This is a genomic window from Streptomyces gottesmaniae (genome assembly GCF_031845845.1).
GTDB classification, from domain to species: domain Bacteria; phylum Actinomycetota; class Actinomycetes; order Streptomycetales; family Streptomycetaceae; genus Streptomyces; species Streptomyces akebiae.
The window spans coordinates 108269-128555 of sequence record NZ_JAVRFJ010000032.1 but is presented as its reverse complement, the minus strand read 5'-3'; the positions used below and the strand labels follow the sequence as shown (position 1 = coordinate 128555).

Annotated in this window: 16 protein-coding genes; 10 read left to right on the top strand and 6 right to left on the bottom strand. The window is 70.8% G+C overall.

What is annotated here, in order from left to right:
• Positions 1 to 2: 2 nt before the first annotated feature.
• A complete protein-coding gene (locus tag RM704_RS31075) occupies positions 3 to 2972 on the top strand; it encodes a type I polyketide synthase (RefSeq protein WP_311591452.1) in 2970 nt (989 codons plus the stop codon).
• 370 nt (positions 2973 to 3342) lie between these two features.
• Here the strand turns inward: RM704_RS31075 and RM704_RS31070 are convergent, their stop codons facing one another.
• Both RM704_RS31070 and RM704_RS31065 read right to left on the bottom strand, forming a co-directional pair.
• Positions 3343 to 3669 (bottom strand): PqqD family peptide modification chaperone, encoded by a 327-nt coding sequence (locus RM704_RS31070; RefSeq protein WP_157856838.1) that lies wholly within the window; start codon positions 3667 to 3669, stop codon positions 3343 to 3345.
• Positions 3670 to 3806: 137 nt separating this feature from the next.
• Positions 3807 to 5396 carry an MFS transporter gene (locus RM704_RS31065; RefSeq protein WP_052146583.1) on the bottom strand — a complete coding sequence of 530 codons (1590 nt, stop codon included), beginning with the start codon at positions 5394 to 5396 and terminating at the stop codon, positions 3807 to 3809.
• 101 nt (positions 5397 to 5497) lie between these two features.
• Here RM704_RS31065 and RM704_RS31060 point away from each other — a divergent pair, with 101 nt between their 5' ends.
• The 3 genes from RM704_RS31060 (at position 5498) to RM704_RS31050 (ending at position 6923) form a co-directional block, all read left to right on the top strand.
• On the top strand, positions 5498 to 6154 hold the full coding sequence (locus RM704_RS31060) for a TetR/AcrR family transcriptional regulator (protein WP_052146584.1): 657 nt from the start codon (positions 5498 to 5500) through the stop codon (positions 6152 to 6154).
• A 180-nt stretch (positions 6155 to 6334) separates the two neighbouring features.
• Entirely contained in the window at positions 6335 to 6574 is a 240-nt protein-coding gene (locus tag RM704_RS31055; RefSeq protein ID WP_157856839.1) for a hypothetical protein, read from the top strand.
• A gap of 79 nt (positions 6575 to 6653) precedes the next feature.
• Positions 6654 to 6923 (top strand): hypothetical protein, encoded by a 270-nt coding sequence (locus RM704_RS31050; RefSeq protein WP_033532340.1) that lies wholly within the window; start codon positions 6654 to 6656, stop codon positions 6921 to 6923.
• Between the two features lie 96 nt (positions 6924 to 7019).
• On the opposite strand, the gene RM704_RS31045 is transcribed toward RM704_RS31050, so the two are convergent.
• Complete coding sequence (locus tag RM704_RS31045) at positions 7020 to 7781, bottom strand: thioesterase II family protein (RefSeq protein ID WP_107072466.1); 762 nt, start codon at positions 7779 to 7781, stop codon at positions 7020 to 7022.
• 432 nt (positions 7782 to 8213) lie between these two features.
• Here RM704_RS31045 and RM704_RS31040 point away from each other — a divergent pair, with 432 nt between their 5' ends.
• Positions 8214 to 8858, top strand: coding sequence for a GOLPH3/VPS74 family protein (locus RM704_RS31040; protein ID WP_033532341.1), 645 nt, complete (start codon positions 8214 to 8216; stop codon positions 8856 to 8858).
• Positions 8859 to 8911: 53 nt separating this feature from the next.
• On the opposite strand, the gene RM704_RS31035 is transcribed toward RM704_RS31040, so the two are convergent.
• The 3 genes from RM704_RS31035 to RM704_RS31025 all read right to left on the bottom strand — a co-directional run bounded on the left by RM704_RS31035 (position 8912) and on the right by RM704_RS31025 (position 13748).
• On the bottom strand, positions 8912 to 10048 hold the full coding sequence (locus RM704_RS31035; RefSeq protein WP_311591446.1) for an acetamidase/formamidase family protein: 1137 nt from the start codon (positions 10046 to 10048) through the stop codon (positions 8912 to 8914).
• A 272-nt stretch (positions 10049 to 10320) separates the two neighbouring features.
• The gene (locus RM704_RS31030; RefSeq protein WP_052146587.1) at positions 10321 to 12534 is read right to left on the bottom strand and encodes a cytochrome P450/oxidoreductase; all 2214 of its coding nucleotides are present in this window, start codon (positions 12532 to 12534) and stop codon (positions 10321 to 10323) included.
• A gap of 131 nt (positions 12535 to 12665) precedes the next feature.
• Complete coding sequence (locus RM704_RS31025) at positions 12666 to 13748, bottom strand: NAD(P)-dependent alcohol dehydrogenase (RefSeq protein ID WP_033532342.1); 1083 nt, start codon at positions 13746 to 13748, stop codon at positions 12666 to 12668.
• 73 nt (positions 13749 to 13821) lie between these two features.
• On the opposite strand from RM704_RS31025, the gene RM704_RS31020 reads away from it, so the two are divergent.
• The 5 genes from RM704_RS31020 (at position 13822) to RM704_RS31000 (ending at position 20263) form a co-directional block, all read left to right on the top strand.
• Positions 13822 to 15270 carry an aldehyde dehydrogenase family protein gene (locus RM704_RS31020; RefSeq protein WP_033532343.1) on the top strand — a complete coding sequence of 483 codons (1449 nt, stop codon included), beginning with the start codon at positions 13822 to 13824 and terminating at the stop codon, positions 15268 to 15270.
• 10 nt (positions 15271 to 15280) lie between these two features.
• Complete coding sequence (locus RM704_RS31015) at positions 15281 to 16480, top strand: PucR family transcriptional regulator (RefSeq protein ID WP_078937553.1); 1200 nt, start codon at positions 15281 to 15283, stop codon at positions 16478 to 16480.
• Between the two features lie 263 nt (positions 16481 to 16743).
• The gene (locus RM704_RS31010) at positions 16744 to 17040 is read left to right on the top strand and encodes an alcohol dehydrogenase catalytic domain-containing protein (RefSeq protein WP_033532344.1); all 297 of its coding nucleotides are present in this window, start codon (positions 16744 to 16746) and stop codon (positions 17038 to 17040) included.
• Entirely contained in the window at positions 17037 to 18416 is a 1380-nt protein-coding gene (locus RM704_RS31005; protein ID WP_033532345.1) for an amidohydrolase family protein, read from the top strand. Before RM704_RS31010 ends, RM704_RS31005 begins: the two co-directional genes overlap by 4 nt.
• A 755-nt stretch (positions 18417 to 19171) precedes the next feature.
• Positions 19172 to 20263: a BMP family ABC transporter substrate-binding protein gene (locus RM704_RS31000; protein ID WP_078937554.1), complete on the top strand. Its 1092-nt coding sequence runs from the start codon at positions 19172 to 19174 to the stop codon at positions 20261 to 20263.
• Positions 20264 to 20287: the final 24 nt, after the last annotated feature.

Here is a 20287-nt window from a genome sequence, read left to right as displayed (position 1 = left end):
GGGTGGAGTTGCCGACGTATGCCTTCCAGCGGGAGCGGTTGTGGCTGGATGCGGGTGTGGTGTCGGGTGATGTGGCGGGGCTGGGGCAGGTCGCCGTCGAGCACGAACTGCTGGGTGCGGGTGTGGGTGTTGCGGGGGCTGGTGGGGTGTTGTTCACCGGCCGGATCGCGCGGTCGTCGCATCCGTGGCTGGCTGATCATGCGGTGTCGGGTGTGGTGTTGCTGCCGGGGGCTGCGTTCGTGGAGTTGGTGGTGCGGGCCGGTGACGAGGTGGGGTGCGGGCGTGTCGAGGAGTTGATGCTGGCGGCGCCGTTGGTGGTGCCGGCGCGGGGTGCGGTGCGGGTGCAGGTGGTGGTGGGTGCGGTTGAGGACGGTGGCCGCCGTTCGGTGGGTGTGTATTCCGGTTCTGGTGAGGGTGAGGGGGTGCAGGGGTCGTGGGTGTGTCATGCCACCGGTTATGTGGCTCCTGAGAGTGATGCCGACCCCCGGTCCCGGTCTCAGTTCGGGCAGTCGGAGTTGTTGTCGGGGGTGTGGCCTCCGGCGGGTGCTGTTGGGGTTGATCTGGATGGTCTGTATGAGGGTTTGGCGGCGCAGGGGTATGAGTACGGTCCGCTGTTCCAGGGTGTGAGGCGTGTGTGGCGTGGTGGGGGGGAGGTGTTCGCGGAGGTCGGGCTGCCGGAGGGGGTGTCGGTGGAGGGTTTCGGTCTGCATCCGGCGCTGTTGGACGCGGCGTTGCAGGCGGCGGGGTTTGGTTCCTTCGTCCCTGAGGAGGGGGGCGGGGGTGTGCGGTTGCCGTTCGCTTGGTCGGGTGTGTCGCTGTTCGCTTCGGGTGCGTCGTCGTTGCGGGTCCGTCTGTGGCCGGTGGGCGACGATGGCTTCGGCGTGGAGTTGGCTGACGCGGCTGGGTTGCCCGTCGCACGTGTCGACTCCCTCGTCACCCGCGAGATCAGCGCCGAACAACTCAACGCCGCCAGTGGGACCAGCGCACGAACGGAGTCGCTGTTCAGGGTCGACTGGACCCCGACGGCGCACGCCCCGCTGACAGAGTCGCCGAGCTGCGTGCTGCTGGGGATCGGCTCCGAACTGGCGGGTGCGTTCGGTAAGAACACCCCGGTGGCCTCGGACCCGGCAGCGATCGTCACGGATCGCACCGGCCGGGTGCCGGAGTGGGTCCTCGTCGACGTGGACGCATGGGCGTCCGCTCCCTCGGAGACACAGGCAATGCCGACCGCGGTGCGAAGCATCACCGCCCGGGCGCTCGCGCTCATACAGCAGTGGCTGTCCGACGACCGGTGGGCCTCGTCCCGGCTGGTATGGGTGACCCGGGGCGCGATCGGGGTGCAGGCCGGGGAATCCGTGCCGGGCCTGGCGTCCTCCGCGCTGTGGGGTCTGGTGCGTGCCGCCCAGTCGGAGCACCCCGACCGCTTCGCACTCCTCGACCTCCCCCCGGCCGACGGCCTCGGTGATGCAGCCGACGCCATGTCCGATCCCATGGACCGGGTCCTGGCCGCCCTGGCTGTCGGCGCGTCCCAACTCGCCGTGCGTGATGGTGAGTTGCTCAGCCCGCGTCTCGCTCCCGCCCACGCTCCGACGGCCGAGGCGCTCGACGAGACAGGCGGCCAGGAGTTCGGCAAGGCGGTGACAGGCACCGTACTGGTCACCGGCGGTACTGGAGGCCTCGGTGCCGTCGTCGCCAGGCACTTGGTCGCCGAGCACGGTGCACGGCGTCTGCTGCTGACCAGCCGACGGGGCCTCGACACACCCGGAGCCGCCGAACTCGTCGCGGAACTCGGTGAGTTGGGCGCTCGGGTCGACGTCGTCGCGTGTGATGTCTCCGACCGGTCGGCACTGCGGGATCTCCTCGCGGGCGTCGCGGACGAAGCGCCGCTCACCGCGGTCGTACACGCCGCCGGTGTGCTCGACGACGGGGTGGTCGAGACGATGAGCCCCGACCGTCTGGACGCGGTCATGCGACCCAAGACCGACGCCGCCTGGTACCTGCACGAGCTCACGGCGGAACGGGAACTGGACGCCTTCGTACTCTTCTCCTCCGCGGCGGGCACACTGGACGGCGCGGGGCAGGCCAACTACGCGGCGGCCAACGTCTTCCTCGACGCACTGGCGCAGCACAGACGAGGACAGGGCCTGCCGGCGCTGTCACTGGCGTGGGGTCTGTGGAGCGAACGCACCGGCATGGTCGCCGCGTTGGAGGGCTCCGACCTGGACCGCATAGGGCGTTCCGGTGTCCGGCCGCTCGCCACGGCGGAGGGACTCGCACTCTTCGACGCGGCGGCGGCGCTCGGCGAGCCGGTCGTGCTGCCTGTGCGTCTGGACCTCGCGGCGCTACGGTCGAGGCCTCAGGACCAGGTGCCGGACATCGTCCGCAAGCTGCTCGGTGGCCCCGCTCGTCGGACGGCTGCCGCGACGAGTGCCGAGAACGACCGGGCGGCGCTGATCCGGCGCCTCGCGGAACTCGCTCCCGCCGACCGGGACCGTCTTCTGCTGGATCTGGTGCGTGGGCAGGTCGCTGCGGTTCTGGGATACGCCGGCCCCGAGGCGATCGAACCGGAGCGAGGGTTCCAGGAGTTGGGCGTCGACTCGCTGGGCGCCGTGCAGATACGCAACCGGCTGGGCGTCGCGACGGGTCTGCGGCCACCCACGACGCTCGTGTTCGACTATCCGACTCCCGCAGCGGTGGCGGGTTACTTCAAGGAGCACCTCGCACCCACGGACGAGGAGGCCACGGCGGACCTCATGCGCGAGATCGTCCGGCTGGAGGCCGCTGTCGCGGCGGCGGCGGTCTCGCCCGGGGACGCGGGACTTGCGCCCGCGGCGGACCGGTTGAGGGCGCTGGCGGCCAGGCTGTCGCAGGGCGGTGCGGGGCGGCCGGAGCGGGAGGACGAGGCCGACATCGACGCCGTCACGGCCGACGAGCTCTTCGACATCCTCGACGGTGAACTGTCCGCGGACTGACCGGCCCACCGAGCGGTCCGTGGACCGACCGGCCCGAGCAGGGAGGTGGTGGGGGCCCCCCGGGGGGGGGCCCCCCCACCACTTTGCGCCACCTGTCGCCGGCCCGTCCGACAGCTCTCACCGACGCCTGGTACCGACTGATCCGACCGATCCGACCGATTCGACTGATCGGACCGATTCGACTGATCGGACCGGTCGGGCCGCTCAGACTGATGTGGTCGTTCCGACTGATGTGGCCGATCCGGCCGTCACATCGTCGACCACTTGTCCGTCGGGGCCTGGTGTTTTGGTCCTGCAGTTCTCTAGACTGGTACTGCGTGCGGCTCTCGTGCACTCGTGTGGCGGTTATGGCTGGTCATGCGTGCGGCTCTCACTCCACGACACTGACGAGATCGGCGTCCCTCAACTCGCCGATGAAGGTGTCGAAATCGGCTTTGAGCCATCGTGGGTTGCGGTTCCATCTCACGGCCAGCACCTCGACCGCCGGCTCGACGTGCCCCGCATGCTGCTGCAGGGCGATCCATATGGCGGTGCCCATCGGCCCGCAGAGGTAGGTACTGCCCGTGCGTGGGGACTCCAGTTGCATGGTTCCGTCCTCGCGCACCAGCGCCACGGTTTCCGGTTCGATTAACACTCGCAGACGTTCCTCCCCCAGCGGGCGCACCTGCCCGCTCATAGTGATGGAGATCGTCCCCACGGGCCCGAGGCGAGGCGGCGGCCACCACTGGCGCCGCTCGCTCAGCCCTCCGCGTCGGCCGACCGTGATCGGCCGACGCGAAAGGGCTGATGGCACGAGCGGCCACAGGGGCGGTCGAACCGCCGTCAGGGGCCCGATCAGCGGGTGGAAAGCTTGGCGTCGTGGACATGCGAACTCGGGGCCGCGGCATGCGGATCCCCTGCCGACGGGCCGTCGATCCGCAGATGACGCAGCATCAGCCCCGCCAGTACCGCGGCGACGAGCATCACTCCGGCCGCCGTGTAGGAGGCGATCTGCATGCCCTCGGTGAATGCCTCCCGGCTCGCCGTGAGCAGGAGTCCCGCGAGGTCCTCCGGCAGCTGTCCGGCGACCTGTACGGCACCGCCCAACGTCTCGTGCGCGACCTCGCTCGCGGCCTCGGGGATCCCCGACGGCATGTCGTCGTCCATGGACTGGCGGTAGACGGCGGCACCGATGCTGCCGAGGACCGCGATACCCAGAGCGCCACCGAACTCGGCGCAGGTCTCCGACAGTCCGGAGGCCGAGCCCGCGCGCTCCGGTGGCGCGGCGGCGATGATCAGGTCGGCGGCGAGCGTCAGTACGACGCCCACGCCGGCCGCCATCATCGTGGCGCCCGTGATGACGAGGGCGAGTTCGGAATCGGCCTCGACCTGTGCGATGACCCCGAACCCGGCCGAAGCGAGCAGAAGGGCCGCGGAGATGACGTACGCCGGCCGGATCTTCTGCACGAGGACGGCCGCGAGGGTCGCGCTGACCATCGTCGCGCCGGCGGCCGGCAGGGTCCACAGGCCGGCGCTCCACGGCCGCAGGCCGTACACCAGTTGCAGATACTGCGAGGTGAACAGGCCGAAGCCGACCATGGCGAACATCGCCAGGACGTTGGTGCCCACCGAGGTGCTGAAGGCGCGCTGCCGGAACAGCGACACGTCGAGCAGGGGATGGGTGAGCTTGCGCTGGCGCAGGACGAACACGATGCCGACCAGCAGACCGACGCCGATCGTCGCCAGTGGGACGACCGCCACGCCGTCCTCGGCGATCTTCTTCATGCCGTAGATGACGGGCAGTACGGCGGCGAGGCTGAGCGCGGTGCTCAGCAGGTCGAACTTACCGGGATCGGGGTCGCGGAACTCCGGCAGCAGCAGCGGCCCGAGGATGAGCAGCAGCACCATGACGGGCACGTTGACCAGGAACGCGGAGCCCCACCAGAAGTGCTCCAGGAGGGCCCCACCGAGCAGGGGGCCGAGTGCGGCGCCGCCGGCCAGGGCGGCGGTCCACACAGAGACGGCGGTGCGGCGCTGCTGGTCGTCGCGGAACATGTTGCGGATCAGGGAGAGGGTCGAGGGCATCAGCGTCGCCCCGCCGATACCGAGTAAGGCCCTTGCCACGATGAGCATTTCGGCGCTGCCGGCCATGGCGGCCGCCGCCGAGGCGGCGCCGAAGGCGGCGGCGCCCAGCATGAGCAGCTTTCGGCGGCCGATGCGGTCGCCGAGCGTGCCCATCGTGATGAGCAGGCCGGCCAGCAGGAACGAATAGATGTCCATGATCCAGAGCAGCTGGGTGCTGCTCGGTTCCAGGTCGGCGCTGAGGAAGGGCAGAGCGAAGTAGAGGACGGTCATGTCCATGGAGATGAGGAGCACCGGAAGGGTCAGCACGGCGAGGCTGGCCCACTCCCGTCCGGTCGCCTTCAGTGACGGATTGGTAGCCATGAGCGGTACTATACGGATGTGTAGGACGGATGTATAGCTGGCTCGTGGATTCTGTTTTAGAGGGGCACACGAACGCGCCAATGTCTCGTAGGATTGCCCGCATGGGACACCGCGAGCAGTTGTTGGCAGGCGCCAAACGCTGCCTCTACGAGCGCGGTTATGCGCGCACCACGGCCCGTGACATCGTCGCCGCGTCGGGCACGAACCTCGCCTCGATCGGCTATCACTTCGGGTCGAAGGAGGCACTGCTGAATGCCGCAGTGATGGAGGCGTTCGAGGAGTGGGGCGAAGAACTTGAACGGGCGATGCCCGGTCAGGGAGGATCCGGTGAGAGTGGCGAGGAGCAACTCGTCGCCATGTGGACACGGGTGACGAAATCCTTCCAGTCGCATCGCCCCTTGCTCGTGGCCAGTATCGAGGCATTTGCCCAGGCTGAGCATGCGCCGGAATTGCGGAAGCAGTTGGCCGACGACTATGAACGCGCCCGCGGTGCGATGGCCGAATTCATCGCGCCCGGCGACGCCCGTGAGGACAATCGCGTCGCCCGTGCCGTCGGCTCTTTGCATCTCGCCATGCTCGCGGGGCTGAGCCTTCAATGGCTTCTCGACGGCGAACGCGCGCCCACGGGCCAGGACATGGTGGATGCCTTGCGAGCCGTGGGCCAGGGCCTCGGTGTCGTCGCGTCCGACGTTACGGATGCGACGGGTGCGCCCGGTGGCGATGCGGGGTCGGGCGATCCGGTTGTGAACGAGGTCTAGGGGCTGAGAGGGGCTGAGTAGGGGTACTGGTCGCCGGGACGTCTGCCCTATCGTTGTCCTTCCGATTCCCCCCGCCGCCACCACACCGTCGCGGGGATTCTGGACGGCATATGACTGTTTTCCCCTGAAACGGTTCGTCGTCCGCCCTGCCTGTCCGGAGAGCCGATACCAACCGCACTCGTGTCCTCCGAATCGGCACTTAAATTCCGTGTCGTTTTTCTTGGTATTTTTACCGCAAAACGCCACCTGGTCGGATCGGTTGTCCCGGAGCCGCCGCAGGACAGCGGGCCGACTATCTGGAATTCGGTGGCGATCGCCTCTCACGCCACAATGCCGTTTCGCCAAGAGTTTGCATGGAGTGTGTTAAAAACCGGCAAGACCAATGGGGTAGAGGCTTGTTTCCGGCATGCCGATGGGTAATGTGCCCAAGGCATGTAGTGCGAGCGACGCCTCTCGTTGGAAGCGTCGCCGGAGTAACTCAACGAGACGGAGGCCTTCCGTGCGCGTGCGGGCTCGGCCGGGGGTGGACGTCGCCGTCCTGGAGGACGGACGGCTGGAACTCACCTGCCCTGCGTCCGGTTCTCGCTTCCTGTGCAGTGCCATCAGCACCGCGATGTGGATCGCCCTGCTTCAGCAGGGCGGCCGGCCCGACGCCGCGGCCGCGCTCTTGGCGAAGCACTGGGACCTCAACCCCGAGTACATGCGGTCGGATCTCAGTCTCTGGATCGAAGAGCTGCGCGACGCCGGCCTGTTGCAGATCATCGCCTGACCGTCAGCCGTCAGCCGTCAGCCGTCAGCCGTCAGCCGTCAGCCGTCAGCCGGCTTCCGCCTTCACCGACCGGTGAAGGCGGAAGACGGATAAGGGTCATTTCGCGGCAACGGCCGCACGCTCCGCGACGAACTGCCGGATCTCCCGAAGCACCTCCGGGGCGTGCGAGTTGAGATAGAAGTGACCGCCGTCGAAGAAGCGGAATGTGGTGTCCTTGGCCGTGTGCTCGGCCCACGAGCGGGCCTCGTCCTCGCTGACCTTCGGATCGGAGTTGCCGATCATGACCACCACGGGGCAGCCCAACCGCGGGCCCTGCTGCGGGCGATAGGTCTCGGCGGCCCGGTAGTCGCTGCGTACGGCGGGGAGGATCATCCGCAGGACGTCCTCGTCCCCGAGCACCGCCGGGTCCGTGCCGCTCAGGCCGCGCAGTTCCCGCAGGAGCCCCTCGTCGCCGGACTGGTGCACCCGCTCGTCCCGCCACCGCGACGGCGCCCGGCGCCCCGAGGCGAAGAGACCGAGCAGTGTGGTGCCCCTGGCCTCCAGCCGCAGGGCCACCTCGTAGGCCAGCGACGCGCCCATGCTGTGCCCGAAGAAGGTCAACGGCCTGTCGATCCAGGGTTCGAGCTCCGGGACGATGAGGTCGGCCAGTTCCTCGATGCTGTCCACCAGGGGCTCCGTGCGGCGCTCCTGACGCCCCGGATACTGCACCGCCACCACGTCGATCTCCGGCGACAGGGCCCGTGAGACCGGGTGGTAGTAGGTGGCGGAGCCACCGGCGTGCGGGAAGCAGACCAGGCGCGTCGAGGCGTCCGGCGCAGGGTGGTAACGCCTGATCCACCTCTCGGAGTTCGTCACCATGCTGAGGCGAGTCCTTTCGTTCCAGACGGTTGCCGCGCCGCAGGGCCGGCCGGGCGGGGCGCGACAGAGCCCTCCCGCGAGACCGCGGACACCCACTCGCCTGCGTGCCGTCGGGACGGCGTGAGCGGCGGGGCGGCCGTACCCGCCCATTGGACGCCGCGACGCCCCTGCCCCGCCAGCACAGACGCCCCCTACGTCGGGCCCCCGCCACCCCTAACCTCCGGGACGGTGACGGGCTTCCCGCGGAGTGCGGAGCGTGGTGGCCTGCGGAATGTGTCCAGGAGCGTTCTGTATACCGGGACGGCGTCTTGCATTGACGTGAGGGTGCGTGACCTCCATAGTGCTGTGTCTGACCCTCCGGGACCTGGTTCGACGCCAGAGGCGGAAGCACCCGGAAGTCCAGGCCGAGGCGCCGCGAAGGGGAGACCAGGGATGAAGGAAGGTGCCAGAACGACTCTCGCTACGACTCTCGCCGGCGAGTTCATGCTGGCCGTGTACCTGGATGGACAGGGGCGTGTCCCCAGCTATCGCACCGGTCTCGATTTCGGTCTGAGCGGTGCGATGCTGATGGAACTGGCTCTGGACGGCTGCATCGACACGGTTGACGGACATCTTGTCGCCGCCCGTGCCGCCCGTGCCGCCCGTGCCGCACAGCCGCGCGACCGCGTACTCGGCGAGGTTCTCGCGCGGATCCAGTCGTCGCGCAGGCCGCGCACGGCATCGCAGTGGGTCAGGATCCTGAGTGCCGGCGCGCACAAGCGTCTCGCGGCCGGGTTGATCACTGACGGCCTCCTCGTCCGCAGGCCGCGGCGGTTGCCCTTGCCGACCGATTCGGCCCGTCGCTACGACGTCCTGTGCGGGGAGCGACGGGGTGCCGTGGTCCGGTCTCCGCGCAGTGGGGCTGATGATCGCTCCGTCGCGCTGACCGCACTGGCGACTGCGTGCGCGGTGACATCGGGGGATCAGGACGGGGGCGAGTGCGAGGCGGCGGTGCGGTCCCTGGGCCCGGCCTGCGCCGAGATCCTGGCCGCGGTCGCCGCGTGCGTCTGGCCCGTGGCCCTCTGCTCCTGGGCCTGAACCGCCGCCGGGCCCCCATCCACGGCGGGGCGGAGATCGGCGCGGCCCACCGGTCAGCCCGGTCGGACGACCTCGCGGAAGTCCGACTTACGGATCTTCCCGTGAACACCCTTCACACCGTCGACGACTTGGGAGACGGCGAAGTCGCCCGCCGCGCTGAGGTACGCCATCGCCAGATGGCGGTCGATGCCGTAGTCGGTCGCGAGCAGGTCCAGCGCGCAACGCACGCAGTCCCGCATCGCCTCGTTCAGGTCCTCGTCCAGGCCGATCGGCACGAGGTAGTCGTCCGTCTCGGCGAACGGGGCGACGCGGCCGTGGCCGGGGCGCAGCGCCGCACCGCCCGGCACCACGTCGAGCTTCACGGTGGCGCGCAGCGATGCCTCGAACGCTGTCAGGGCGACCTCGCCGTCGCCCTGCGCGAAGTGGGGATCCCCGAAGTAGACCAACGCGTCGTCGACCTGCACCGGAAGGAACAGCGTGGCGCCCTCGCCGAGCAGGGAGACATCGATGTTGCCCCCGTGGCGCCCCGGCGGGACCGAGTGCGGTCGCTCCTCCCCGGGCACCGCCACGCCCATGACGCCGAGGAACGGCCGTAGCGGGAAGCGCAGTGAGCCGCGGGAGGGGTCCTTCGGGTCGACGGCCATCCGGCCCCACGCACCGTGGGGATCCGCGTGTGCCGTAGCGAAGGTGACCACGGGGCCGGGCAGTGACGGCATCTCGCCGGGGAGTGCGCCGAAGCCGTGGCGTGCGGAGACCATGCCGTACGGGACCCGCGGGGTGAGGTCGAGGACGGTCACGGCGAGCAGATCGCCCGGCCGGGCGCCGGTCACGGCGATCGGTCCGGTGACGAGGTGCGGCCCGTCGTCGTCGAAGTCGTGCGGCATGCCCGAGTCCGCCACCTGCTGGGCGTCGTCGAGCACATGGCCGCCGCTGACGCCGTGACGGCCGAAGAACTCACGCGGATCGCGGCCCTGGTCCTCCAGAACTCCCTCGTGGCTGATCGTGTCGACCGTGATGACCGTGCCCGGTCGCACGACCGCGCACGGTGCGTCCGCCTCGCACGGAAGACGACCCCACAGGGTGTTCCCGGGCGTGGCCGGGACGTAGGTCGTCGAGGCGATCACTCCACGATGCGGCTGGAGGATCGGGAAGCCGGTCGCGGCAACATCGAGCAGGGGAGAGTCGGTCACGGTCATGGCCCACCTTTTTCTGTAAGCGATGGCCCGACGCTAGGAACGCCCTGTTGCCGTGGTGTTTCACCTCTGGGGCGACGCGGTAAAAGCGTCTCGTATTGCAACACGCCATCTCGTAAAAGGGGATGGCGGTGCGTCGAGAAATGGGCCCCGTCCGGTCTTCGGACGGAGCCCATGGTCGTGCTTGGAGGTCCTGCGCGCGGCGATGGTGGCCTACGACGTGATGCGTCGGCCCGGGCGGGCGGTGGACGTGCCCGCCCGGCCCGCCCTCAGAGGTCGATGACGAGCCGGTCGCCCTGGCAGCGGCCGACGCAGATCATCATCGTGCGCCCGGCGAGACGTTCCTCGTCGCTGAGCACGGAGTCGCGGTGTTCGGGTGTCCCGGCGAGGACACGCGTCTCGCAGGCACCGCAGTATCCCTTCTCGCAGTCGTAGGACAGACCGCTGACGGCATCGCGCAGGACCTCGATGAGGCGGCGGTCGGCCGGCACGGTGAGCGTGACTCCCGTACGTGCGAGCTGGACCTCGAAGGCCCGGTTCTCAGCGGCGTCGAACGTGGTCTCCGGGTCGTCGCCGACGGCGAAGCGCTCCAGGTGCAGCCGGTCGGTGAGATCCAGTCGGGCGCATTCCTGTTCGACCGCCGCCAGCATCGGCGCCGGCCCGCACGCGTAGACGGCGGCGTCCGGGGCCAGCCCGCCCAACAGCCGGGGGAGATCCGGCAGTCCGGCCTCGTCCTGGGGGAGCAGGGTGAGCGCGTCGCCGGCGATGGCGGTGAGTTCGTCCGCGAACGCCATCGTCGAGCGGGTGCGGCCGCCGTACACGACGGTGAAGGGCGTGCCGCGTCCGGCGGCCTCGCGGACCATGGCGAGGATCGGTGTGACACCGATACCGCCGGCGATGAACAGATACGACGGCGCCTGCAGCAGCGGGAAGTGGTTGCGCGGTCCGCGTACCGAGAAGGTGGCTCCGGGGCTGGCGAGTTCATGGAGTTCGACCGATCCGCCCCGGCCCTGCGGCTCGTGAAGGACGCCGATGCGCCAGGTCGTGGCGTCGGCGGGGTCGCCGCACAGCGAGTACTGGCGCAGCCTGCCCGAGGGCAGACGCAGCTCGACGTGCGCGCCGGGCCGCCACCGGGGCAGTTCGCCGCCGTCCGGCAGGCCGAGGTCGACGGCGACGACGCCGTCGGCCGCCGCGCGGACCTCGGTCACCCGCAGCGGAGTGGGTGTGGTCAGCGCCCGGATCGAGCCGGTCGCCGCGGTCGCTCTGGCGCCGGGCGTGAAGACCGCCGGGACCGCGTCCCAGCCGGACTGGTTGCCGCGCGTCGGGTAGGGAACGAGCCCCTCCTCGATCACCCGGTAGTCGGGCAGCCTGGTCAGGACCTGGGTCATCATCGCGCGGAACATGGCCCGGGCGAGGTGCGCGCCGACGCACCGGTGCGACCCGATGCCGAAACTGAGGTGCCGGCCGGCGTCGCGGTCCAGTCGTACGTGCTCGGGGTCGGGGAACACTGCGGGGTCGTGGTTGGCGGCGACCCACGGGATCAGCACCCGGTCGCCCGCGTGCATCGGGCAGCCGGCGACCTCGGTGTCCCGGGTGACCGTGCGGGCCATCGACTGCGACGGAGCGAACGCGCGGAGGAATTCCTCGGTCGCGGTGTCCAGCAGACCGGGGGATTCGATCAGCCTCTGGCGCTGCTCGGGGTGGCGAGCGAGGTGGACGAGGGTCGATCCCGTCAGGGAGGTGGTGGTGTCGACGCCGCCGGCGATGAGCAGGCCGATCACCGACACCAGTTCGTCCTCGCCGAACTCGCCGCCGTCGTCACGCCGGCCGGCCACCAGCGTGCTGACCCCGTCGGACCTCGGCTCGGAACGGCGCTCGGCGATCAGCTCGCGGATCCGCCGGTCCATGTAGGCCAGTCCGGCGGCCCCCCGCGCGGCGCGCTCGCTGCCGGCCGGCGCGGCGAAGATGTCATGGATCGGCCCGGCCAGCTTGGCCCAGTCCTCCTCGGGGAAACCCAGCCAGTCCAGGGTCACCGCGGCCGGCAGCGGGTTGGTGAGGTCGCGGACGAGGTCGCAGGAGCCGAGCTCGACGAAGTCGTCCACGACGCGGGCGGCGTGGCGCTCGATCATGGGAACCAGTTGCTCGACCGCCTCGGGGGCCAGCAGCGGGTTGATCAGTTTCCGGTACGCGGTGGAACTCGGCGGGTCGAGCTCGATCGGGTACTGCTCCAGCCCGGGTCCCTTGGGGATGACGATGCCGACTCCTTGACCACCGTGGTCGCTGCGGGCCGAGGAGAACGTCTCGTCGTCGCGGGCGATGCGGGCCACGTCGGCGTATCGCGTCGTGTAGTGGAAGCCGCCGTGTGCCGCGGAGCGGCCTACCGGGCAGGCCTCACGGAAGCGCGCGTAGTAGGCGACCGGGTCGGCGTTGGCCTCGTCGGAGTGGTGATCGAAGTCGATGTCGATGTCGAAGTCGGCGGACATGGTGGGCACGCTCCACGTGCTCGGACCTGTGCGCGGTGTTGTCCGGCCGCGCCACCGGATGCCGGGTGCCTCATCGGCGTCGGCCACCCTAAGGTGTCGCGCCGCCTGCGACAACGTCCCGTGGGCGATGCTCAGAAGGCCAGCACGGCTTTGCCGACCGAACCGGACCGGACCGCCGCGACGGCCTCGTTGATCTGCTCGAACGGGAAGTAGGTGATCATCTTCTCCACCGGGAAACGGCCCTTGGCGTTGAGGTCGAGCAGCCGTGGCAGGAACAGTTGCGGCAGGCTGGACCCGCCGATGATGCCGGTGACGGTGCGCCCGTTGAGGATGCTGCGCCATTCGAAGCTCATCGACTCGCTGGGGCCGATACCGATGACACCGGCGCGACCGAGCGGCCCGAGAGCCTCCACGGCGGTGCGCAGGACGTCCTCCCGCCCGGTGGTGTCGATCACGAAGTCGAACCCTTCGGGGACGAGGGCGGCCAGCTGCTCGGCGGTGTTCCCGACCGAGGAGTCGACGGTGTGGGTTGCTCCGAAGCCGCGGGCCGCTTCGAGCTTGGCCGGGTTCACGTCGACGGCGGTGACGACGTCGCAGCCGCTCAAGTCGGCGGCGATGAGGGCGGCCACGCCGACAGCACCTGCTCCGAAGACCGCGATCGACGAGCCGGGGCGTGGCTGCAGCACGTTGAGGACGCCGCCGGCTCCGGTCTGGAAGCCGCAGCCGAAGGGGCCGGCCCGCAGCAGGTCCAGTGACGGGTCGATCCCGACGACCGCCCGCTCCGGTGCGACGACGTGACTGGCGAAGGACGACTGGCCGAGGAAATGGGCATTGACCTCCCGCCCCTCGTGGGTGACCGCGGTGGAGCCGTCGGGCCTTCGGCCGGAGAAGTTCACCGCGTCGAAGCCCCGGCAGTAGGCGGGCGAACCGGTGCGGCACAGCGCGCACGTGCCGCACGACGCGAAGGACATGGCGACATGGTCGCCCGGACGCACGGAGGTGACGTGCGCGCCGACCTTCTCGACGACACCCGACCCTTCGTGCCCGAGCAGCGCGGGCGTGGGGAAGAAGGTGGCGAACTCGAGGTCGGTACCGCAGATGCCGACGGCGGCGACACGGACGAGGACCTCGTCGGGGCGGGGGTCCTCCAGTTCCACCTCGGTCAGGACGAACGGCTGTCCGGGCTGCTCCAGCAGAGCGGCGGTGGCACGCACAGGGCCTCCTCTATGCATCACAAAGCGAGACCGCATATTGACATGCGGGACAAGGTCGGTCAAGGTTCCCCCCATGGCGGCTGTTGACTTCCCTTCTTCCCAGCACTTCATCGACGGCGAGTGGGTCGAGGCCCGCGACGGCGACACCCTCGATGTCCTCGATCCGGCGACCCGACAGGCGATCACCCAGGTGGCCCGGGCGGGCGCCGCCGACGTCGACGACGCGGTGGGCGCGGCGCGCCGCGCCTTCCCCGCCTGGGCGGCGACCAACCCGAGCGAGCGCGGAGCACTCATCAGGCGGTGGGCCGACCTCGTCATCGCCGAGGTCGAGGCCCTCGCGGCCGTCGAGGCCCAGGACGTGGGCAAGCCCCTGTCGGGGGGCCGGACGAACATCTACATCGCGCACGGCATCGTCGACTACTTCGCCGGCGCCGCCGACAAGCTCACCGGAGTCACGCTGCCGACGCGCAGCCCCGACTACCTGGGCTACACGGTGCACGAGCCGTACGGCGTGTGCGCCGTCGTCATCCCGTGGAACGTTCCCGCGGTGCTCACCGCCGCGAACGTCGCGCCGGCTCTCGCCGCGGGCAACACGGTCGTCCTCAAGCCGTCCGAGATCGCGCCGCTGGCGCCGTTCGCCCTCGTCGAACTCGCCCGCCGTGCCGGCTTCCCGCCGGGCGTGATCAACGTCGTCGCGGGGCTCGGCCCGGAGGCGGGCGTCGCACTCACCACCCACCCGGGTGTCGACCACATCAGCTTCGTCGGCTCCACCGCCACCGGGCGGGCGATCATGGCGGCCGCCGCACAGAACCTCGTCCCGGTGAAACTGGAACTCGGCGGCAAGTCGCCGAACGTGGTCTTCGCCGACGCCGACCTCGACACGGCGATCCCCGCGATCGTCGCCTCGATCACCGAGAACGCGGGGCAGAACTGCTACGCCGGTTCCCGGCTGCTCGTGGAGGCCTCGGTGCACGACGAGGTCGTGGAACGGGTCGCCGCCGGCATGGCCGACGTCAAGACCGGGCCCTGGGAAGCCGACCTGGACATGGGGCCGCTGGTCAGCGCCGCGCAGTTCGCACGCGTCAGCGGCTTCCTCGAGGACGCGCCTCGCGAGGGGGCACGGCTGGTCACCGGTGGCAGGCCCACCGGTGACGGGTGGTTCGTCCCGCCGACCGTGTACGACCGCGTGGACGCGGGCATGCGCGTCGCCCGGGAGGAGGTGTTCGGTCCCGTGCTCGCCGTGCAGTCGTTCCGCGACACCGCCGAGGCGACCGAGGCGATGAACGCGACGGACTTCGGCCTGCTGGCCTGCCTCTGGACCAACGACATCTCCCGGGCGCTGCGGCTGGCGAAGGACGTCCGCTCCGGGCAGGTGGCGGTCAACCAGTTCCACGACGCGGGAGTCATCGGCTTCCCCTTCAACATGCAGAAGGACAGTGGCTTCAGCCGGGGCGGCGGGTACGCGGCGCTGCGCGAGTACACCCAGGAGAAGGGCGTGGCCATCCGGCTGCTGGCCCGGTGAGACCGACACCATGGGAACCATCGCCGGAGCACGGTCGGAACCGGCCCGGGAAGGGCCGGGGCCGGAAGCCGCATCTGCCGTGCTGGAGCGGGAGCTGACCGAGGCCGTGCTCGCCGGCGCCGCCCGCTCGGACGTCCTGCACGCGCTTCGCCGGGCGACCGGCCGACAGGTGCGGCTGCTGTCCGCTGACGGCGCGCCGCTGGCGACCACCGACGGCGGCACGGGAGTACCGGCCGCGGTGGCGGACGGCGTGCTCGCCGACGTGAGCGGACCGGTGGTCGACACGCTGGACGGGCTGCGGGCCACGGCGCTGCCCGTGCGAGCGGGGACGACGGTGGCCGGCGTGCTGCTGACGATGGGTCCCGGTGATCCGCGCGTGCGGGCGCTGGCCGGTGCCGCCGTCACCGCGCTGCTCATCGACGCCGTGCGCGCGGGGGGCGGGTCTGCCGAGGTCTCGACGCGGCTCACGCCGGCCGACGTCATCGCCGCCCTGCGGTCAGGCACGGTGAGTCCCGCGGTGTGCGCGGCGGCGGCGGGCCTGGGGATCGATCTGCGGCGACCGCCGGCCGGTGCCGTACTGCATTACAGCGGCTCCCGCCCGCGTGCCTGGTCCACCGCCCTCACCTGGCTGGAGCACCCGGTGCGGCAGGAGGGGCGCACCGCGTGGACCGTGGTGCCCGACGAGGCCGTGCTCGACCGCCTGCGGAACCGGCTGCGCCTGATGACCGGCGACGACTCCGCCGACCACGTCATGGCGGCGAGCGGTTCCCGTCCCGAGTCGACCGTAGGCCTGGCCCGGTCCTTCACCGAGGCCGAAAGACTGCTCGGACTTGCCCGGGCCCGTAGGGTCCCGCTGCTCACCTTCGACCGCTGCGGGGTTGTCCAGGTACTCCTGCCCCTCCCGCGCACGCAGGTCGAGGCCTACGTCGAGGCGCACCTCGGGCCGATCCGGCAGCGTCCGGAGCTGATGGCGACACTGCGTGCCTGGCTGGCCGAGAGAGGCAGCAGGCAGAGCGTCTCCGCGCAACTCCATCTGCACCGCAACTCGGTGGGCTACCGGGTGCGCCAGATCAAGAGTCTCCTGGGCACCGACCCCCTGATTCCCGCCGCCTCGGCGCAGCTGCACCTGGCGCTCGCCGCCCTGGACCTGCTCGCCGCCGACGACCAGCGGCTGCACGGCGACGACGAGCCGGCGCCGACCGGGCGCTGAGCCGCCGTGCGCCGCCGCCGCGTGCCGCCGTCGCGCGGCGCGGTGACGCCTTCCGACACGGTGGCCCTCACGTGCCGCCGTACCCTCGCCGACCTGCGGTGGCCTGGGCTGTCAGCCCTCTGAATGGGCGATACATCAATGAAACCAAGATGTTCCTCGGGAGCGTTGACAGCACCCGTCGGCAGGGGCAGAGTACCTCGCAATACGTTCCACCGCCTCGCAATGCGAGACGGCAAGGGTGAGGAGGCAGTGCGGTGCGAGCCATGGCGCAGACAGATTTCGGCGGACCCGAGGCCGTGTCCCCGCAGGGTTTCCCCGAGCCGGTCCGCGGACCGCGCGACGTTCTCGTCGAGGTCGTGCACCGCGGGCCGAACCGCCTGGACCGGCTGCAGCGCGAGGCGCCGGGCCGGGTACCCGGCCTCCGGCTCCCGTCCGTGCCGGGCATGGACGTCGCCGGGACGGTGGTGGCGGCCGGGACCGAGGTCAGCCGGGTCCTCCCCGGCGGCCAGGACGTGTTCGCCGCCCGCGCGACGACCGGCAAGGTCGTGATCGAGCCATGACCGACCTTCTGATCGTGGGTGGCGACGTCGTCACCATGGACCCCGCTCGGCGCGTCCTCACCGGTACGACGGTCGCGGTCTCCGGGGACAGCATCGCCGCACTCGGCACGGCCGCGGACCTGCGCGCCCGCTTCCCCGGCGCGCGGGAGATCGACGCGTCGGGCTGCGTCGTGATCCCGGGCCTGGTCGACGCCCACCAGCACACCACCGTCGACCCCCTCGTGCGCAGCACGATCCCGGACGACATCGGTTCGCAGGAGTCGATCTTCGACTGGATCGTCCCGCTGCACGCCCACGCCGACGGCGACGACGACGAACTGGCCGCGACCATCACCGCGGTCGACTGTCTGTCCCGGGGCGTCACCACGGTGCTGGAACCGGGCACGGTGGCCTACCCGGAACGAGTCGCCGCGGGGCTCGCCGCCGCAGGTGTCCGCGCGCGGGTCGGCGGGTGGGGCTGGGACGCCGAGGGCGTGCCGTTCGGCGCGCCCGCCGACGAGGTGCTCGCCCGCCAGGAGGACATCGTCAGGTCCCTGCCGGCCACCGGGCCGGTCACCGGCTGGGTGACGCTCGTCGGCCACGACCTGGCGAGCGACGAGCTCTTCGCCGGGGCGGCGAGCCTGGCCGAGCGGCTCGATGTCGGACTCACCTGGCACATCTCACCGGGACCCGCCGACATCGAGGCGTACGCCCTGCGCTGCGCGCGCCGGCCGGTGGTCCACTTCCGCGAGCTCGGAGTGCTCGGCCCCCGCCTGCTGCTGGGGCACGCCGTGTGGCTCGACGACGCGGAGGTCGACGCCATCCTCGAGACCGGAACCGCTGTCGCCGTCTGCCCGGGGGCCTACCTGCGTCTCGCCCAGGGGTACACGCGCGCGTCCCGCCACGCCGAACTGGTGCGGCGTGGCGGCCGGGTGGCACTGGGCTGCGACGCGCACAACGCCGGCGACGGCCCGGACGTCCTCCTCGCCGCCTACCTGTTCGCCGCCCTCGAACGCGACCGTGATCTGCCCGACCCGGTCCGCGCCGAGCAGGCGTTCGCGCTGGCGACGATCGACGGCGCCCGGGCCATCGGCCTCGGCGACCGCATCGGCTCGCTCGAGGTGGGCAAGGCCGCCGACATCGTCGTGCTCGACGCCGACGATCCCGCCTGGATCCCCCGGGGCGACCTCGCCCGCCAGCTCGTGTGGGGCCATGTCTCGCGCACCGTCCGTGACGTGCTGGTCGACGGCCGGGTGGTCGTCCGTGACCGGCGGCCGACGGGCGTTGACCTGGCGGCCGTCGCCGCGGCCGCCGCCGAACGATCCGCCGCCCTCCTCGGACGCGCCGGCATCACACCCCGCCCCACCTGGCCCACGGAGCGGGCGGCCGACCGGTAAGGAGACCCCCGTTGAACGTCATCGACAAGTCAGGGCTCGTGCCGGCGAGGAAACAGGAACCGCTGTCACACCCGACGGTCGCCGGCCCGGCCGACACGACCCGTCCGGCTCGCCTCCGACACACTCGCCTCCGACACGGGGGTCGACGCCGCGCCGTGCGGCCGCTGCACACAGGTCAGCGAGGACCACCGTCGATCACGGTCGTTCACCGATACCCGGCAGCCGCACACCCCCAGCCGAAGGACGCCGGGCTCGACACCGAGCACACCGCCGCGTTCACAGCGAACGTCACGACCAGCGAGACCCTCGATCACATCGAGGCGACGGCCCTCGCGCAGCCACTGTGCGCCAGTGACCTGGCCATCGCCGACCGGCGACCGCGCCCACCCACAGAACGTCGACCCGCCGTCGTCGGCCGACAGCCCCGCCCCATGGAGCGGCGGGCGCACGGGCGAAGACCGTGGCGAACACCAGCCCTGCTTCCAGGACGCGCTCATCGCGCCCTCGGAGCCGTCCTCATCACCACCGATCTCTCGATCACATCCGCTCCTGACCGCGTCGACCCCAACCGGGTCCGAACGGCCGGGCGGATGGTCTCCCGTGGTTCGTCGCCACGGGCGAGGAGCCCCTCTCCCACGAGGACCGTGTCTCCTGCGCCGAACTCGACCGGTCTGTCCGCCCCGCCGACAGACCGCCACCCCCGACGTGATCACCGCCCGAAGAGGCGGTGCCACCCAGTGAACGGAAGCACACAGATGACCACAAGAAGCATGCCCAGGCGTCGTCGGGCCGCGGCCGGCCTCGCCGTCGCGGGAGCCCTCGTGCTCTCCGGCTGCGCCGACAACGCGGCGACGGCGTCCAAGGCGACCCCCGCGGCGAACGGCGGCGGCAGCGACTCCGCCCTCAAGGAGCCCGACGTCAACGGCGACGGCAAGGTCGTCGTCGGTGTCCTCAGCCCCGGCGACATCAACGACCGCGGCTACTACCAGAGCTTCGTCGACTCGGCGGAGGCGTTCGCGAAGGAGAAGGGCTGGACGATCATCAAGCGCGGCAGTGTGCCTCCGAGCGACGCGCTCACCGCGGCCCGCGCGATGTGCCAGCAGAACGTCGACCTGGTCGCGCTCGGCGCGAGCGAACTCAAGACGGCGATCCCGGCCTCCGAGGAACCGGTCTGCGGCAAGACGGTCTGGTACCTGCCGTCGTCGTCGGACACCGACGTCCACCCCCGGGTCCTGCTGTCCGCCGACGACCCCAACCAGTCCCTGCTCGCCGCCGGCTACGCCGCGGGCCTGAAGATGAAGGCGGCCGGCTACACCAAGGCCGGGTTCATCACCGGCAACAAGGCCGACTTCAGCGTCAACGCCGCCAAGGCGTTCCTGGCGGGGATCCGGGAGGTCATCCCGAAGGCCACCATGACGAGCACCTACACCGGCGACTTCAACGACTCGGCCAAGGCCAAGGAAGCCACCCAGGCACAGATCAGCCAGGGCATCAAGGTCATCTACCCCTACCTCGGCGGAGCGACCGACGCCGCCGCGCAGATGGCGAACGAGGGCGGCGCGCTGACGCTCACGCCGGGCACCGACCGGTGCGACTCGACCAGCCCGAAGTACGACATCTCCGTGATCTTCAGCCCCGGTGACTACTTCCGCTCAGCGCTGGAGGAGTTCGCCAAGGACAACCTCAAGATGGGCACGACGCGTGTGTGGAAGCTGGGCGTCGACCCCTACCCGACCGTCAAGATCTGCCGTCCCGAGGGCGACGAGGCGCAGCGGCTGGACCGGTTCATGAAGAAGATCGGCACGGACAAGATCGATCCGGCGGCCGAGGTCGAGCGTCTCGGCTGACGCGCCGACAGCGACGAGGAAAGA

Coding starts and splice junctions, on each gene's coding strand:
- RM704_RS31040 (WP_033532341.1), top strand. CDS start 8,214: ATGAAGGAAGGTGCCAGAACGACTCTCGCTACGACTCTCGCCGGCGAG.
- RM704_RS31005 (WP_033532345.1), top strand. CDS start 17,037: ATGACCGACCTTCTGATCGTGGGTGGCGACGTCGTCACCATGGACCCC.
- RM704_RS31020 (WP_033532343.1), top strand. CDS start 13,822: ATGGCGGCTGTTGACTTCCCTTCTTCCCAGCACTTCATCGACGGCGAG.
- RM704_RS31030 (WP_052146587.1), bottom strand. CDS start 12,534: ATGTCCGCCGACTTCGACATCGACATCGACTTCGATCACCACTCCGAC.
- RM704_RS31045 (WP_107072466.1), bottom strand. CDS start 7,781: ATGGTGACGAACTCCGAGAGGTGGATCAGGCGTTACCACCCTGCGCCG.
- RM704_RS31015 (WP_078937553.1), top strand. CDS start 15,281: ATGGGAACCATCGCCGGAGCACGGTCGGAACCGGCCCGGGAAGGGCCG.
- RM704_RS31010 (WP_033532344.1), top strand. CDS start 16,744: ATGGCGCAGACAGATTTCGGCGGACCCGAGGCCGTGTCCCCGCAGGGT.
- RM704_RS31060 (WP_052146584.1), top strand. CDS start 5,498: ATGGGACACCGCGAGCAGTTGTTGGCAGGCGCCAAACGCTGCCTCTAC.
- RM704_RS31000 (WP_078937554.1), top strand. CDS start 19,172: ATGACCACAAGAAGCATGCCCAGGCGTCGTCGGGCCGCGGCCGGCCTC.
- RM704_RS31065 (WP_052146583.1), bottom strand. CDS start 5,396: ATGGCTACCAATCCGTCACTGAAGGCGACCGGACGGGAGTGGGCCAGC.